This window comes from Pseudomonas folii, from assembly GCF_014357575.1.
In the GTDB taxonomy this organism is placed as follows: Bacteria; Pseudomonadota; Gammaproteobacteria; order Pseudomonadales; family Pseudomonadaceae; genus Aquipseudomonas; species Aquipseudomonas folii.
On sequence record NZ_JACONW010000066.1, the window covers coordinates 1 to 16,161 of the forward strand.

Annotated in this window: 12 protein-coding genes; 6 read left to right on the forward strand and 6 right to left on the reverse strand. The window is 55.6% G+C overall.

The features are described from left to right. Window positions 1–55: 55 nt before the first annotated feature. The 6 genes from H8S59_RS14795 to H8S59_RS14820 all read left to right on the forward strand — a co-directional run bounded on the left by H8S59_RS14795 (window position 56) and on the right by H8S59_RS14820 (window position 5,907). Window positions 56–622 (forward strand): chorismate mutase, encoded by a 567-nt coding sequence (locus tag H8S59_RS14795; RefSeq protein WP_187521884.1) that lies wholly within the window; start codon window positions 56–58, stop codon window positions 620–622. Window positions 623–700: 78 nt separating this feature from the next. Then, window positions 701–1,231: a DUF4124 domain-containing protein gene (locus H8S59_RS14800; RefSeq protein WP_187521885.1), complete on the forward strand. Its 531-nt coding sequence runs from the start codon at window positions 701–703 to the stop codon at window positions 1,229–1,231. Window positions 1,232–1,241: 10 nt separating this feature from the next. Then, window positions 1,242–1,862 carry a DUF4124 domain-containing protein gene (locus tag H8S59_RS14805; RefSeq protein WP_187521898.1) on the forward strand — a complete coding sequence of 207 codons (621 nt, stop codon included), beginning with the start codon at window positions 1,242–1,244 and terminating at the stop codon, window positions 1,860–1,862. Between the two features lie 325 nt (window positions 1,863–2,187). After that, window positions 2,188–3,273 (forward strand): nitrogen regulation protein NR(II), encoded by a 1,086-nt coding sequence (gene glnL / locus H8S59_RS14810; protein WP_027902132.1) that lies wholly within the window; start codon window positions 2,188–2,190, stop codon window positions 3,271–3,273. After that, on the forward strand, window positions 3,270–4,706 hold the full coding sequence (ntrC, locus tag H8S59_RS14815) for a nitrogen regulation protein NR(I) (protein ID WP_027902131.1): 1,437 nt from the start codon (window positions 3,270–3,272) through the stop codon (window positions 4,704–4,706). Before glnL ends, ntrC begins: the two co-directional genes overlap by 4 nt. A 457-nt stretch (window positions 4,707–5,163) precedes the next feature. Then, window positions 5,164–5,907 (forward strand): SDR family oxidoreductase, encoded by a 744-nt coding sequence (locus H8S59_RS14820; RefSeq protein ID WP_187521886.1) that lies wholly within the window; start codon window positions 5,164–5,166, stop codon window positions 5,905–5,907. A gap of 129 nt (window positions 5,908–6,036) precedes the next feature. On the opposite strand, the gene betT is transcribed toward H8S59_RS14820, so the two are convergent. The 6 genes from betT to tssI all read right to left on the reverse strand — a co-directional run bounded on the left by betT (window position 6,037) and on the right by tssI (window position 16,069). Continuing rightward, window positions 6,037–7,992 carry a choline BCCT transporter BetT gene (betT, locus tag H8S59_RS14825; protein ID WP_214658341.1) on the reverse strand — a complete coding sequence of 652 codons (1,956 nt, stop codon included), beginning with the start codon at window positions 7,990–7,992 and terminating at the stop codon, window positions 6,037–6,039. Between the two features lie 292 nt (window positions 7,993–8,284). Beyond that, window positions 8,285–9,010: a hypothetical protein gene (locus tag H8S59_RS14830; RefSeq protein ID WP_187521887.1), complete on the reverse strand. Its 726-nt coding sequence runs from the start codon at window positions 9,008–9,010 to the stop codon at window positions 8,285–8,287. Between the two features lie 17 nt (window positions 9,011–9,027). Beyond that, a complete protein-coding gene (locus H8S59_RS14835) occupies window positions 9,028–9,753 on the reverse strand; it encodes a hypothetical protein (protein WP_187521888.1) in 726 nt (241 codons plus the stop codon). 10 nt (window positions 9,754–9,763) lie between these two features. Further along, window positions 9,764–13,147 (reverse strand): T6SS effector BTH_I2691 family protein, encoded by a 3,384-nt coding sequence (locus tag H8S59_RS14840; RefSeq protein ID WP_187521889.1) that lies wholly within the window; start codon window positions 13,145–13,147, stop codon window positions 9,764–9,766. After that, a complete protein-coding gene (locus tag H8S59_RS14845; protein WP_187521890.1) occupies window positions 13,140–14,018 on the reverse strand; it encodes a DUF4123 domain-containing protein in 879 nt (292 codons plus the stop codon). The genes H8S59_RS14840 and H8S59_RS14845 overlap by 8 nt, the downstream gene beginning before the upstream one ends. Beyond that, window positions 14,015–16,069 (reverse strand): type VI secretion system tip protein TssI/VgrG, encoded by a 2,055-nt coding sequence (gene tssI / locus H8S59_RS14850; RefSeq protein ID WP_187521891.1) that lies wholly within the window; start codon window positions 16,067–16,069, stop codon window positions 14,015–14,017. Before tssI ends, H8S59_RS14845 begins: the two co-directional genes overlap by 4 nt. Between the last annotated feature and the right edge of the window lie 92 nt (window positions 16,070–16,161).

Below are 16,161 nucleotides of genomic sequence, written 5' to 3' on the forward strand. Positions count from 1 at the left end.
CTCCTACAGATTCACTATCAAATTACATCCCGATTCAGAAAAGAGAAAAAGAGAGATGACCAATAAACCACGGCTGCTTTTCCTCTGCGCCACCCTTGCCAGCCTGACCGCCTGCTCAACCACACCGACGTCCTCACCCGCCCCTGCCCCCCTGGCACCTTTGATGGCAACGATCAGCGAACGCCTTGCCATTGCAGATCAGGTCGCGCTGACCAAATGGGACAGCGGGAAACCGATTCAAGACAGCCCACGCGAAGCTCAGGTCATCGCGGCAGCCGCAAAGCTTGCACCGACCTACAACCTGGATCCACAGGAGGTCAGCCAATTCCTCGCCGCGCAGATCGAAGCGAACAAGCTGGTGCAGTACGCACTTCTCGCGAAATGGCACGAAGCCGGCAAGGCGCCGGACACCCAAAGGCCGGATCTGGTCGGCCAGATCCGCCCACAGCTGGATCAACTGCAAACGCGACTGCTGCGCGAATACTCAGCCTTTGCGATGTACCGTCAGGACCCACACTGCCCAAACTGGCTGATTCAACAGTCCCGGGCGCAAGCCAAAGACCCGATTCATGATCTTGCGCTGACTCGCGCAGTAGGCGAGCTGTGCGTGATCCGTAAATGATCGCAAGCCGCATAAGCTGATTTATGTTCTATGCTGCGCCCATTACACCGCCAATCGCATCAACGCCACGGAGCCTGCATGCGCCGAAGCCTCATCTGTCTGCTGTTGTTGATCGCATTGCCCGCAGCAGCGCAGATCTACAAATACACCGACGCCAACGGCAACGCCGCGTTCAGCAATCAGCCGCCTGATGGCGTGAAGGCCAAGGTTGTCGAACTGCCGCCGCTCAATAGCGTTGATACCCAGAAAATGGCGACTCCGGTGACACCGCCGCAAAACCCGCAACCGCAGCCCCAGGCTCAGGCGCAGACGGGCTACGAAATCCTGGAGTTGACCGATCTTCCCGCCGACGAGGCGTTACGCGCCAACAACGGCACCTTCACCGTTGGCGTATCGATCAAACCAAGACTGATGCCGGGGCACTCGCTGCAACTGCTGGTCGACGGCGACCTCTACGGCCAGCCGGGCAACGTGCCGCGTCTGCAGGTCGTCAATATCGAGCGTGGCGAACACAGCTTTGCGGTGGCGGTACTGGATAAAGGCCGCATCATTCAGCAGAGTCCAACCATTACCCTGACTGTGCAGCGTGTCCATGTCGGCAAACCTTAAATTCCCAGGACTGCTCAGCGCGCTGTTTTGCTTGCTGATCACGCTGCCCGCTTTAGCATTGGCGGAGGTTTACACCTACACGGACGCCCAAGGTAATCGGGTTTTCACCGATCAGCCTCACAAAAACGCCAAGCGCGTGGAGATCCTGCCCAGCAACAACACCACCGGATCGCCGCCAAAACGTACCGCTCAGCAAAGCGCGCCACCCAAGGCAAAACCCAAAGCGATATTTCGTTACGACCTGCTACGAATTCTGGTGCCAGAACCGGACGCGACACTGCGCAGTGCTCAAGGCGAACTGATTGTCACCGTAACCAGCGACCCCGCTTTGCAACCCGGTCATAGCTATCGGCTTCTGGTTGATGGCCAGCCTTACGCCCAAGCCGGACGAAGCCCTGTTTTTCCGTTGAAGAATGTGGATCGAGGCACCCATCAGGTCGCGGTGGAGATTCTCGATGAGACAGGACGCGTGCTGGAAAAAACGCCCAACCAGCCCTTCCATATGCTGCGTATTTCGTTGGCGCAAAAGCGTCTGGCTAATCCCTGCGAACCCGCTGAATATGGCATACGACCCGAGTGCCCTCTGAAAAACAAACCAGAAGAAGAAAGCAGCATCCTGCCTTTCTTTTGATTCAGATCCACACCCTGAAACACTAAAGCCCTAAATTGGTGCAAGATATTGCAAGCCAACAGAAGGCCGACCCCATTTTGGTTCGAAAATGCTCCGCACCAATGAACCATTCAAACGCACTGTCCAAAAAAAGCCCGATTTTGCGAATTAAACGCTTCTTTTCGGAGCCTTGGTTTGGTTTTTGCAACTTGGCTATAACAGCACCTTTATCTGCACTGGATACAAACGTATCAGTGGCGTTACCCACGCTGGAGAAGACCAACCAGCGCCTGCGACCCGAGGCTCGCCTGGAATCGCAATGAGCCAAAAGAGGTCAACGACTTTCATGACTATCAGCGACGCGCTGCACCGTTTGTTACTCGACAACCTGACCACTGCCACCATTCTGCTCAACGCTGACCTGCGCCTTGAGTACATGAACCCGGCAGCGGAAATGCTGCTGGCCATCAGCGGTCAGCGCAGCCATGGGCAATTCATCAGCGAGCTGTTCACTGAATCGGCAGAAGCCCTCAGCTCCCTGCGTCAAGCGGTGGAACAAGCGCACCCGTTCACCAAACGCGAAGCCATGCTTACCGCCCTTACCGGCCAGACGCTCACGGTTGATTACGCGGTGACGCCAATCCTAAGCCAGGGCGAGACCTTGCTCCTGCTGGAGGTCCATCCGCGTGACCGTTTGCTGCGCATCACCAAAGAAGAAGCGCAGCTGTCCAAGCAGGAAACCACCAAAATGCTGGTGCGTGGTCTGGCTCACGAAATAAAGAATCCACTCGGTGGTATTCGCGGCGCGGCGCAATTACTGGCCCGCGAGCTGCCTGAAGAGAGCTTGAAGGACTACACCAACGTCATCATCGAGGAAGCCGACCGCCTGAGAAATCTGGTGGACCGCATGCTCGGGTCGAACAAACTGCCTTCGCTGGCCATGACCAACGTGCACGAAGTGCTCGAACGTGTCTGCAGTCTGGTCGAAGCAGAAAGCCAAGGGTGCATCACGCTGGTGCGCGACTATGATCCAAGTATTCCCGACGTATTGATCGACCGCGAACAGATGATCCAGGCCGTGCTCAATATCGTGCGTAACGCGATGCAGGCCATCAGCAGCCAGAACGAGCTGCGTCTGGGCCGGATCAGCCTGCGCACCCGTGCGATGCGTCAGTTCACCATCGGCCATGTGCGTCACCGACTGGTCAGCAAGATCGAAATCATCGACAACGGCCCCGGTATTCCGGCCGAGCTTCAGGAAACCATTTTCTACCCGATGGTCAGTGGCCGCCCTGACGGCACTGGGCTCGGCCTTGCGATCACGCAGAACATCATTAGTCAGCACCAGGGACTGATCGAGTGTGACAGCCATCCTGGCCACACCACCTTCTCGATCTTCCTGCCGCTGGAACAAGGAGCAGCTTCGACATGAGCCGTAGTGAAACTGTCTGGATCGTAGATGACGATCGTTCCATTCGTTGGGTTCTGGAAAAAGCCTTGCAGCAAGAAGGCATGACCACACAAAGCTTCGACAGCGCCGACGGCGTGATGAGCCGCCTGGCACGTCAGCAGCCGGATGTGATCATCTCCGACATCCGCATGCCGGGTGCCAGTGGTCTGGACCTGTTGGCGCGCATTCGCGAGCAACACCCTCGCCTGCCGGTCATCATCATGACCGCCCATTCAGACCTGGACAGCGCTGTTGCCTCTTACCAGGGCGGCGCGTTCGAGTACCTGCCAAAACCATTCGACGTCGATGAAGCCGTTTCTCTGGTCAAGCGTGCCAACCTGCATGCCCAGGAACAACAAGGCATGGACGTTGCGCCGACGCTGACCCGCACGCCTGAAATCATTGGCGAAGCGCCAGCGATGCAGGAAGTGTTTCGTGCCATCGGCCGCCTGAGCCACTCCAACATTACCGTGCTGATCAACGGCGAGTCGGGGACTGGTAAAGAACTGGTTGCCCACGCCCTGCATCGCCACAGCCCGCGCTCGGCCTCGCCGTTCATTGCGCTGAACATGGCTGCGATTCCAAAAGACTTGATGGAGTCGGAACTGTTCGGCCATGAAAAAGGCGCGTTCACTGGCGCAGCAAACCTGCGTCGCGGCCGTTTCGAACAAGCGGATGGCGGCACACTGTTCCTCGATGAAATCGGCGACATGCCTGCCGACACTCAGACCCGTTTGCTGCGGGTTCTGGCTGACGGCGAGTTCTATCGCGTGGGGGGCCACACGCCGGTCAAAGTCGACGTGCGTATCATCGCGGCGACTCACCAGAATCTGGAAACACTGGTGCAGGCGGGCAAATTCCGGGAAGACTTGTTTCACCGTCTGAACGTGATTCGCATCCATATCCCGCGCATGTCGGATCGTCGTGAAGACATTCCGACCCTCGCCAAGCACTTCCTCAGTCGTGCGGCTCAGGAACTGGCGGTCGAACCGAAACTGCTCAAGGCGGAAACCGAGGAATACCTCAAACACCTGCCTTGGCCGGGTAACGTGCGTCAGCTGGAAAACACCTGCCGCTGGATCACCGTCATGGCCTCGGGCCGTGAAGTGCACATCAGCGACTTGCCGCCCGAGCTGCTGAGCCTGCCGCAAGATGCAGCCCCAGTGACCAACTGGGAACAAGCGTTGCGCCAATGGGCCGATCAGGCGCTGGCTCGCGGCCAATCCAGCCTGCTGGACAGTGCCGTGCCGACTTTCGAACGCATCATGATCGAAACAGCTCTCAAGCATACCGCTGGCCGTCGTCGCGACGCCGCTGTATTGCTGGGCTGGGGCCGTAACACCTTGACTCGCAAGATCAAGGAGCTAGGCATGAAGATCGATGGTGGTGACGATGACGAGGGCGATGAAGGCTGATTAAAGCCTTCACCCAAAAGCCCAGGGTTGCGCATGCAGCTCTGGGCTTTTTTGTTTTTGCATGCTGCTGGATGCAGATCCCGATTTAAATTCTATGTTTTAGCGCTATCTATGTGAGAGCCGTCCCGGTTTACCCGACACCGACACGGGCCCCTGTAGGAGTGAGCTTGCTCGCGATTGCGATCTCACCGTCATAACCGGATTGCCTGCTACAACGCTTCACGAGCAAGCTAATCTCTCATCAAAAAATGCAAAACAACTGGATTGAAATGCACTCTCTGTAGGCGCTGCCGAAGGCTGCGAAGCATTTATCCTGACACGCCGCGATCGCAGCCTTCGGCAGCTCCTACAGGTCCTGTGTTTGCTCAGGCTTCCCGAACATCAATGCCAATCCATGCCTGTTTATAACTGCGTTCAGCATGTAAAAGTATCGGCACATTAAGAATGGAGGTGGATCATGACTCAGAACAATCCTCGCAAAGTCGCCATTGTGACCGGAGCGTCTCGCGGCATTGGTGCCGAGATTGCTAAACGTTTGTCAGCCGATGGCTTTGCAGTTGTCGTCAACTACGCCAACAGCCCCCACGAAGCTGACTCGCTGGTGGCTGATCTGGTCGCCAATGGCGGTCAGGCCATAGCAGTCAAAGCCAACGTGGCCGACGCAAGCGACGTGCGCATCATGTTTGACGTGACGGAGCAAAAACTGGGTAAGGTCGACGTACTGGTCAACAACGCCGGGATCATGAAAACCATGCCCATTGCGGATACCAGCGATGAGTTGTTTGAACAGACGTTCGCCATCAACACGCGGGGCACCTTCAACACCTTGCGCGAAGCCAGCGCACGAATGAATGACGGCGGACGGATCATCAACTTCTCCAGCTCGGCGCTGGCGCTGAACATCCCAGGCTACGCGATCTACAACGCCACCAAGGCAGCCGTTGAATCGTTCACTCATGTGTTTGCCAAGGAGCTGCGCGGTCGTGACATCACCGTCAACGCGGTAGCACCAGGCCCCGTCGCTACCGAACTGTTCTTGAATGGCAAAACTGAAGAGCAGATCAAAAACTTCGCGAACATGCCGCCGCTGCAGCGCCTGGGTCAGCCAGAAGACATCGCCAATGTCGTGTCCTTTCTGGCCGGACCGGAATCAGGCTGGGTCAACGGGCAGATCCTGCGCGCCAACGGCGGATTGGCCTGACTTAACGCTAGATCTGTAGGAGCGCACGAGCACCGTGAGGCCGCGATAGCGATCTGGCTGACAGACCGCCTTCGCCGCCCCGCGGTGCTCGGTGGAGCAGCCACCCCCGATCGCTCCTGCAAAACAGCTTTAACGCACCAAATGCAGGAACTGCATATGGCGCTCGTACTGGTCGAGGATGTCGTTGATGACCTGATCCTTGGTGTAACCCACCAGGTCGTAATCCTGACTGCCTTCGCTCAGATGCACTTCGGCGCGGTAATAGCGACGATTGTTCAACTGCTTGGATCCCATCCCGCCACGCGCAAACGACGGCGTGAAGAAGCCTTTCATCATCACCTGATAAATGAACGGGCGCTCTTCGCCATGGCCAATTTCCAGGCTGACGCTGTCGTTGGCCGGGTCAGGCTGAGTGACGACATTCAGACCTTTCTCGGCAAACACCGCCGTGACGTCTTCGATAGCCGGACGCACAGTTTGATCGAGGAAACGGTACACCTCGTCTCGCGACGGATAGTGCACGGCCTGGCTTAAGCGCTGACGCCAGCCGCCACGTCTCGAACCCGATACCGGGGCCAACGAATACAACTGCGCGATCTGTCGCTGGGACTCCATGAAGAACGCCTTGTGCAGACCCCACATCATCAACAGCAGAATCAGCGAGAACGGCAACGACGTCAGCACCACCGCTGATTTCAGCGCATCGATACTGCCGGAGAACAGCAAGCCACTGGTCACCAGCGCAGTCGCCACACCCCAGAACACCCGCAGCCACTTCGGACCGTCTTCATCAGCGTTACCGCCTTTGGCCGACAGCGTCGAAAGCACCACCGTGCCCGAGTCCGCCGAGGTGACGAAGAACACAAAGCTGATGAACACCGTCACCGCAATAACGGTTTTGCTCCATGGATAGGTTTCCAGCAGCAGGTAAAGGGTGCGTGATGGATCATCTATAGCCGACTGGCCCAGCGCGACCATACCGTGATTGAGCACCTGATCGATGGCGCTGTTACCGAAAATCGACATCCACGCCAAGGTGAAGCCCAGCGGAATCAGCAGTACACCGAACACGAACTCACGAATGGTCCGGCCACGGGAAATACGCGCAATGAACAGACCTACAAACGGCGACCAAGCAATCCACCAAGCCCAGTAAAACACCGTCCAGCCGCCCAGCCATTCGCTCGGCTTGTCGTAGGCATACACATCAAAACTCTTGGTGGTGATAGCCCCCAGGTAATCACCGATGTTCTGCACCAGCGTGTTGAGCAAATGCTGCGTCGGGCCAGCAAACAACACAAACAGCAGCAGCGCACAGGCCAGCAGCATGTTGATGTCGGACATGACGCGCACGCCTTTGTCGACACCGGCTATCGCCACCAGAATCGCCGCGCCCATCATCAGCGTGATCAGTCCGACCTGAATCCATTGGGTATGGGGAATATCAAACAGGTAATCCAGCCCGGAATTGAGGTGCAAGACCCCAAAGCCCATGTCGGCACCGAGACCGAAAATGGTCGCGATGATACCGAAGCCGTCCACCGCATAACCGATAGGACCATTGATGCGCTTGCCGATCAGCGGGTACAGCGCGGAGCGCAGCGCCAACGGCAGGTTGTGGCGATACGCAAAATACGCCAGCGCCATGCCGACAAACGCAAACACACCCCAGCCATGCAGGCCCCAGTGCAGAAACAGCAACTGCATCGCCTGACGCGCCGCCTCAGTCGTGCCACCCTCGCCTTGCGGCGGCTGCAGCATGTGAGTCAGCGGTTCAGAGACGCAGAAGAAGAACAGCGTGATGCTGATCCCGGCAGCGAACAACATCCCCGCCCAGGACAGATAACTGAATTCGGGTTCGTCGTGGTCGGCACCGAGCTTGATCTTGCCGTAACCAGACAAGGCGGTGACCACCACGAAGACCAGATAAATCGTCATCGCCAGCATGTAATACCAGCCGACCGTATTGGCCGCCCAGTTCTGCGCCGCCAACAACCACTGGCCAGCAGCCTCAGGGAAGGAGATGACCAACACACCGAACAGCAAAATAACCGTCGCCGCGAAATAAAACACCGGCGGATTCATGCGAACCATACCGCTGGATTGGCTAGCAGGTGCACTCATGAGCCATGCACCTCAAGGTCGTAGGCAAAGAAAGCAACAAACGGATTCAGCAAGGGTAAGCCTCCTGTTGTGAGCGGGCAGCGAACCACCGGTTTTAGTTGAACAAGCGTTCAATTAAAACATGGAAGCCCCGCAGAGACTAATCGCGAGGCCGATGGCGGCTGGCTCAAGGGAGGTTATGACGCCCGGTTCACGGGAATCGTTCCGTGGTGGGACCGCTTGTCGGGTTGGGGAATTCGAGGTGGCTCAGGGGTCACCACTTCCACTCCGCTTCGCGGAATTCAGCGTGTGGAATTACGGTCTTCAGGAAGGCAACGAAGTCATCGATTCTGGCTTTTTCGAGGTGGACTTCGAAGCCTGCCAAGGGATCGGCGTGAAAGCTGGGGACAACCATTTTCCGCTTGCGATCGATGAAGACGAGGTCATAGCGCGCCCAGTCAGTGGCGTGATGCTCAACGGGGTTTTCCCAGTTGAGTAGTTTTATCGCAGCGATAATAAGCAAGCTTGCCGGGATAATAGCTCCCAGCATCAACCACGGAGCTATTGATAACATCGCAAGTATGCAAACAACCACAAAAACAGCTACTCCCTTGAGGAAAATGTATGCATAACGGGAGTAAAATATGTAATATTCTAACTCAACCCCAGCTTCATATATCTTGTATTTATATAGAGTTTTCTGCCTCACTATAAATATCCACATATAAGAATAAAAAGTGACCCCAACACTTCCAAACTCGACTAAAAAATCTCTAACCATACCAACTTCACCCCCAAGCAACCCCTCTAGCAAGGCGAGCAATGATAATAGAAATAGTACGCAATAACACAAATCGCCGCTGAGCGTGGGATGGGCATAGGCCTTGACACTCCAACTGTTAACCATCGTCACTTTCGTAAAATCAGGAACACTAGGCTTATTTGATACTTCGTTATAAACTGCCTCATTAACGTCATTCGTCAAGGCAGAGCGCCCCATAAAACAAGCATCCTAGCTCACTCACGAAAGCGACCCTCCTCATACTTAACATCAATAGATACATATTGTTTGCAAATCGCCAAAAACTCATCTAACCGACCTTTCGGCAGGAACACCTGAACGCACAGGTAGTTGTCCCCCACGACATCCGGATTGTAGCGTCGCTCAAGAACTACCAAGTTCCGTTTCCTATCAACGAATATTCGCCGCGGACGATCCCAGGTAAAACACTCACTTTCAACTTCATTCTCCCAAGCCAGTAATTTAATCGCAGCGAGGATTACCATACCGCCGACACCCGCAATTGCCCAGATCATACCCGGAGCGATCGAAACCATCGCGAGCACGCACACGATAGCAATTATCGCAAGCCCCACGAACACGCACCGTGAATACTGAAAATAATCTTCCCAATATTCAACATGGCCGCCTTTAGTAGATATTTTATAGTTCCAGACGGTTTTTTTTCGGGCTATCCACCAATAAAAACCCATCTGTATTGGAGCTATAGCAGTAGTCACCTTGAAAAAATCGCGTGTCGACGAGTCCTCCATAAAAAAAATAATCCACAAATACAAACACATCGCGCCCGTAGTTAAAGAGCCAAGCCCAGCATCAACCGGAAATATCCAATGAGAATGGGCTTTTATTTTCCACTCCATAATAGGCAGTGCCTCTATGAATAAATCATCTTTTGCACCTAGGCTTGGTTCTTCAGGGCCAGCAGAGGTTGTTTCTCCCATCATAATCATCCTATAAAGGCACAAGCAAATTAGCGCCATCATAACGGCCACCGAGCTTTTCAACCGCTAGCGCGCTGTCAGAAGAGCTCGGAAGTCTTTGTTCTATATCTTCCTGGGCCCCACTCGCTAGCAGTTCCATTTGGAAGCGATAGCCTCTGTCTCCATCTTTTACATCAAGAATTTCATTGGCGTACCAAATCTGCACTTCTACGTATTTAGATTTTTCCTCAACGGGAATCCACGCTTGCCAAATAATATCCTCATCTGGCTGTGGCAGAGGTTTACACAGCTGAATGCTAAGAAAGAGTTTCTCCTTTTTATCAGGCGTATGTCCCCATTGACCAATCGATTCCGGAAAGCCGGACTCAAGAAAATAGCTTTGCAGGCTACCCCCCAAAGCTATTACGGGCATTATCTGGGAAGGCCGATAACTATTTAGCAGATTTACTTGAATCATCGTACCCCGCAAGGCAGCAGGAATTCTTAACTGAAGCCAAGCTCCGGTATGGATCTCCTCCATCCTAAAGCCTAGATCACCGGCGTTAGTCAAGCTCATCTCTGTAGTGGCCTTAACGAACAGGGCCGGGCTTAACTGTATCTCCCGAAAAGCATAAACCTCCTCTTGCTCACTATCGAAACGCACTTCTATGCTTTTCGACCAGCTACATTTATGAAGCCACTTACCCACCATATCCTGCTTTAGATAATTAAGAGCATACGTTGCGAATAAGTACACCAACCCTATGATCACGGTAGTTGCTAAGAACCAAGGGCTCATGAGATAAGCGGCATATTTACCTTGGCCCGCAACTGCCCAAAAGCCAGAAAAACTATAAGCGACTCCAAGTCCTATCATTCCAGTTACCGCGACGCCTTTAACCTGGAGCACCGCTCTATTCAATCCGGTCGCCGCTTGTATATCATCCAAGACGTCCCATAACTCCAATGAAGCAGCCACAACAGCAAATCCCCCCAACCCAACCAGTCTCGGACCAAACCCCTTGATTACTCTGCCAAACTCTGGCCGTCCCAAACGTAGCCATTGAGCAGCAGATTTCTGAGTGATCTTTTTGTACTTCCCCTTTTCATCAAGGGCGCCTAGATCCTTCATCGCCCCCCACCCAGTCTCCACAAACACCGCCATCAACGCATTCGCGGTATAGGCCGCAGCAGACGCTACCTTGGCCCAATCCTTCTTGTTCAACTCGCCATCCCTGCTAGCGGTTTCGTAGGTCACAAAAGTATTCAACAAGTTAACGGCAGCAATGCCCCAGGTAATGGCACCCGCATTAATGCCCTGCTCTGCGCTCCAGGCTTTGGCCTGTTGACTCCATTCCTTGGTGAGTTGCCCAAAGGCAGCGAAGGAGGTGGCAATCTTGTTTTGCATGACCTGACCGTAGCGCTGACTGCGGTAGTCAAACAGCAGCGGCTCTTTGATCAGGTGAAGTTTCAGCTCCTTCTGTATGTCTTGCATCAGCTTGGCCGTGACACGGCGGTCGTACGTATTGGCTTGATAGAGCCAGCGGCTTTGAGCCGTTTTATAGAGGTCGCGGCCTTTGTTCAGGTCGGTTTTCCAGGCGGCATGGTGCTTGGCGAAGTCCTCATTGATTTGCAGTTTCTCGGGGTGGTTGAGCAGCACATGACCCATGAGCAGGTTGCGCAGCATCAAGGCAGCGTTTTGATTGACCGCACCGCCGGCTAGACGACTGTCGACCGGGAAGAATGCCAGCTGGATGTTTTCCAGCGTGGCTTTGCCCGCGTCTTTTGCCAGTTGGACCAAAGCGTTGAGCGTCATTTGTGCCGGTTCGCTCAGCGCCTTGATCCACGGTTTTTCTGCCAAGGCATCGTGGGTGAGAAATCCGTTCAGCTCACCTGCCCGACCGACCAAGGCTGTTACGTCAGAAACGCCCTGCATCACGCGATTGGCTTCATTGGTGATCGCATCTTTGATCGGTTGTGAGAACCCGAAGCGGATCTGGCCGAAAAGGGTTTTACTTTTTTCCTCTTCTTTCTGCAGCCAGTGAGAGAAGCCAATGTCCTGGCTCAGGTTGCATAGCAGGTCGGACACGACATTCAGCAGGCACAGCAGCGAGGTTGAATGAGTCGTGTCGATGAACAGCCGAATCGGATCGGTACCGATGTACTCACCTAATGCCTTGATGTCCTGCTGGGTTTCGACCACTCGCCCACGCAAGATTTTGAGCTGTGCTTGCTGGACGTCGGTGTAGTCCCGCGCCGCTTCCAGATCGACTTCGCGGCGCCACTTGCTCCGGTCCTGCCAGCTTTTGCGCAACGCTGGATCAGGCAAACTGCCGTACTCACGCTTTATATCCTCGCCCAAACTCTGCGACGGGCGCTCGGCAAGACCATAAGTCAGCGTGTCCTGTCCCTCGGTAGCATCATCCTCGGCCTGAAGCTGTTCAAAGTATACTTCCACATCCCGGATGTACTGCCGCGCTTTCGCCTCGTCATTAAGCACCGACGCGGGCAGTAGCGAGTTGTCCCCCGCTGCACCGCATAGTCTCTCCACGACACCAGCGATATTCAGCGCATGCTCGTGCTCCAGCTGAAATTCATGAAGAGCGGCTTGATCAGTCGCTAGCTGCATGCCCAAGTCTTCGAGCATGGCCAAAGGATCGTCCAGCGCGATCAGTACAGAACTAGATGTGTCATCGACGCTACCGGTCCAAACCACATCGGCGGCCAGGGAAACAGAGGGATATTTGCCCTCGTCGTCCGCCTTAGGGGGATGGGCAGAATCAGCAAACCGGCCGTCGTGATTTATTGGATGAGGATCTACGTCTGCCACTACCCGCTTGCTCAGGCGGGTCAACGGCAGCGTATGCCATGCACTCATGTGTCGGCTGTAGTCGCGTAAGTCCAGCTCCCGCAGCCACGATGCGCGCTTCACGCCGCTGGCACTCATCAGCTGGCACATGCGCCAGGTCCATTGATATGGCGAAAAGGCCATGCGCAATTTATGAGTGCGGGGATACAACAGATGCGTTCGGCTTTCACCCTCAGCAGAGCGGATGTCCGGGAGCGATGCAGCGTCGCCCCAGACAATCCGCGTCAGACTCGCGTCATGCGCCTGAAAGCGGTACTCGTGCAGCACCTCCTCGGTTTCGTCGTAGACGTATACAAAACCGTCGCGCAGCTGTCGCAAGGTGTAGCCGCGGCTTTGCAGTTTGGGAGGGCATTTCCATTTGCCCTCGGCACTCAGTGGCGTGAGCTGACTCGGATCGACGTCATAGCGGGAACGATCCAGCGCATAGCGCATGGGCACGATGGCGATATCAGGACCTTTGAACGGGCAGACTCCTGGATTAGCCATGGGCTTATCAGAGAACTGAGCGTCGCGACACTGCTGAGGGTTGCCGTTTTTATCAGCCATGGGCGTTATCCTTTTGCGCAGAGCGGTGCGCGTCGAAAGCTTTGATTCGTGCTTCGGGAGACAGGCGTGCATTTGCCGGATCGAGGGTCAACCAACTTTGGTAATGGCCATGCGGGCGAGCGGCGAAGTCCTGGCCATCGTCTGCGCACATCTCGATCCAGATAACCAGCCCTCGCTCGCTGACAAGGCCCCATTCCAGGCCTGCTGTCAGGCTGGAATCCAACCAATCAGTGATCTGCGGACTGCTCATGCTGAAAAAGAACGAAGGGGTTCGCTCACTGAGCCATGCGTGAACACGCCCAAGAAACCGCCAGTGCTGGGTGCGCCCAAGCGCGAGTATCTGGTCGGGGCCCAGCAGTGCGCAGCGGTTGTCCCAAGGCAACCCGGCATCGCGTCCGCTGAATGTCTGCCAAGGAGGCTGCGACCGTGACTCCCACGTCTGTTTTGGCTTGGCTACCCACCAATGCTGGATAGGGCCCAGATGCAGGTTTTCCGGTCCAGAAAAGCTCGATAGCCAAAAATGCGCCACCAGCGGATCGGCGAAGCGCAGTAAACCGCTCCCACCGTTACAGTCGGGCGGGCTGATAAACCGTCGAAGGTGACTGGCGACTTCCTGAATCGAAGCCTCGCTAAAAATCAGCGTTGAGTCTGCCCATAGCGCCTCATCAACGAGCCAGTCCGACAGAAGCGTACTGCCTGGCATGGGCTTGACCAGAATGGGCCCAAGGTCGTAAAGGTCTTTCCAGCGAGTCCCCAAATACAGCGGGTCGATTTCAAACATCTCATGACGCTGATAAAGGCTGGCCAGTGCGCCGGGCCTTAATGCGCCGTCGATCAATAGGTAATTGGCTAAGGAGGGGGCAGTGTTCATGACGAACGTCCCTGCGCCAGTTCTTCTGCTTTGGCGGCTTCGCAGGCCTCACAGCGGGCGGGAAAAAGTTCGAACTCGTCACGGAGGGCTTGAACCGAGACCTCCATTACCGGCGTGGAAGAACCGCCCGGAACCGCTACTTGTTTTTCCAGAGGTACGGGTGGGACCGGAACGGCAGGCATCCCCGACACCGGAATCCCACCCAGCAAAATCGGTACGCTGGTAAAAATTCCGGCGGGAGTAATCGATATCCAGTGACCACCTGCCTTGATCGTTGTACTAAGCGCGGCGTCGACAATCATGTTTTGCCCGGCCGACAGGTGTATTTCCTGCGCTGCGCTGACCAGATGATTGGCCGCGCTGATGTGCTGGTTGCCGACCACCGTCAATGAATCATCGGCCAGCACCTGGGTTTTGCGGGCACCGTGCGTGAGGTGGTGTTCTTCACCATGCAATTCGTGGCTGGACAGCCCGGTGACATTGACCTTGCGCTGGTTATCCACCTGGATCGACTGATCATTAAGTACGTGCTCAGACCAGTCGCGTTGAGCGCGGATGGAAATGGACTCGGCACCTTTGCGGTCTTCGATGCGCAGTTCGTTGAAGCCCAAACCACCCGGACTGCTCTGGGTCTTGAGCACGGTCTGGGTATTTTGAGCGGGCAGGTTCAGCGGCGTGCGTGTACCGGCATTGGGCAGGCAGGCCTGCACGTAAGGCTGGTCCGGATCGGCTTCGAAGTAACCCACGATCACTTCCATGCCGACTCGCGGAATCATCGCCGTGCCGTATTGCTCATGTGCCCAACCGGCGGCGACCCGCAGCCAGCAGCTGGAATGCTCGTTGCGACTACCTTCGCGGTCCCAGAAGAACTTGACCTTGACCCGGCCGTATTCGTCGCAGTAAATCTCTTCGCCGGGCGGGCCAGTGACCACTGCGTGCTGGCTGCCGAGAATGCGCGGTTTACGATGCCTGAGCGGTGGACGAAATGGCACCTTGCCCGGGATGGCTTCAAAACGATTGCGATAGCCCTGTGTGAAAGCTCCCCGCTCAGACGAACGAGGCGTCGACTCTTCCAGCACCTGCGGCTGTTTGCCCTCATGAAAAACCGAGGTTAATAACCACTGCTGACTCCACTGCGGATTGGGATGCGTCAGCTCAAACAAATGGCCACTGACCAGCGCGCTCTGATCGCTGTTGCCACTGGCCAGTTGAGCGTCGCTGCGGTTTCGTTCCAGTGCCTTTCGCGCCTGACGCGTGCCGACGCTGAGGTCCGTGAAAGGCGCCGGATACTGGTAATCCTCCAACTCACTGCGACCATCGCCGTCCGCACTGCTGAGCAGGTCAACCTGAGGCAACTGAAAGTCATAGGTCTGGTGGCTGGCCTTGCCCGAGCGTGTGGCGAGTCGCACGTTGAATCTGTTGATAACCGAAGCTTCTGCGACCTGTCCGCTGTTCTGCACATACGCGACCGCAGGTTTGAGCACCGGCAATTGAATCGGGTCGTCAGCAAACACCAGCAGATGCTCGTCAGGACTGTGCTGGAAGTGAAAGTGGATACCCTCTTCTTCGCACAGCCTGCGTACGAAATGCAGATCGGTTTCCTGATACTGGGTGCAGTAATCGCGAGGCTTGCAGGGCTCGCGCAGCCTGAACGCAAACCCGTTGCTGAAGATGGCGTGATCCTTGAGCACCAGCGCAATGATGTCCGGGACAGTCTTGCCTTGAAAGATCCGATGATTGCGGCGGTATTCCAGACGCTTGAGGCTGGGCACCAACTGGATGAAGTAGTGGGTGAAGCGCTTGCCGGAATCACCCTGCGCGACTTCGCCAATCTGCCCGTGAAAACCATGACCGTCAGCGTCAGTTTTCAGGAAGGCCAGACGGTGCAGCAGATCATCCAGTTCGAGATTGGCCCGCTCGCTGACCAGCTCGATGCGTACGCTGAACGGGCGGCTGATGGATTCTTTGGCGGTAAAAGCCAGCACTCGAAAGTCATGCTCAAGCCCGGCAATTTCCAGCGTGAACGAGGCGCGATTGGCGGGGTTGAACATGGGCAAGTCCTTGGCCTGAGTAAAAGGCGGGACTTTGCACTAACCCTCAATAACAAGAAGTCGGATGCTGCGAACAGCATCCGTAGGATTTA

Bases quoted from the DNA above. Each gene is read 5' to 3' on its own strand.
- H8S59_RS14795 (WP_187521884.1), top strand. From the start codon at position 56: ATGACCAATAAACCACGGCTGCTTTTCCTCTGCGCCACCCTTGCCAGC.
- H8S59_RS14800 (WP_187521885.1), top strand. From the start codon at position 701: ATGCGCCGAAGCCTCATCTGTCTGCTGTTGTTGATCGCATTGCCCGCA.
- glnL (WP_027902132.1), top strand. From the start codon at position 2,188: ATGACTATCAGCGACGCGCTGCACCGTTTGTTACTCGACAACCTGACC.
- ntrC (WP_027902131.1), top strand. From the start codon at position 3,270: ATGAGCCGTAGTGAAACTGTCTGGATCGTAGATGACGATCGTTCCATT.
- H8S59_RS14820 (WP_187521886.1), top strand. From the start codon at position 5,164: ATGACTCAGAACAATCCTCGCAAAGTCGCCATTGTGACCGGAGCGTCT.
- betT (WP_214658341.1), bottom strand. From the start codon at position 7,992: ATGAATCCGCCGGTGTTTTATTTCGCGGCGACGGTTATTTTGCTGTTC.
- H8S59_RS14830 (WP_187521887.1), bottom strand. From the start codon at position 9,010: ATGGGGCGCTCTGCCTTGACGAATGACGTTAATGAGGCAGTTTATAAC.
- H8S59_RS14835 (WP_187521888.1), bottom strand. From the start codon at position 9,753: ATGGGAGAAACAACCTCTGCTGGCCCTGAAGAACCAAGCCTAGGTGCA.
- H8S59_RS14840 (WP_187521889.1), bottom strand. From the start codon at position 13,147: ATGGCTGATAAAAACGGCAACCCTCAGCAGTGTCGCGACGCTCAGTTC.
- H8S59_RS14845 (WP_187521890.1), bottom strand. From the start codon at position 14,018: ATGAACACTGCCCCCTCCTTAGCCAATTACCTATTGATCGACGGCGCA.
- tssI (WP_187521891.1), bottom strand. From the start codon at position 16,069: ATGTTCAACCCCGCCAATCGCGCCTCGTTCACGCTGGAAATTGCCGGG.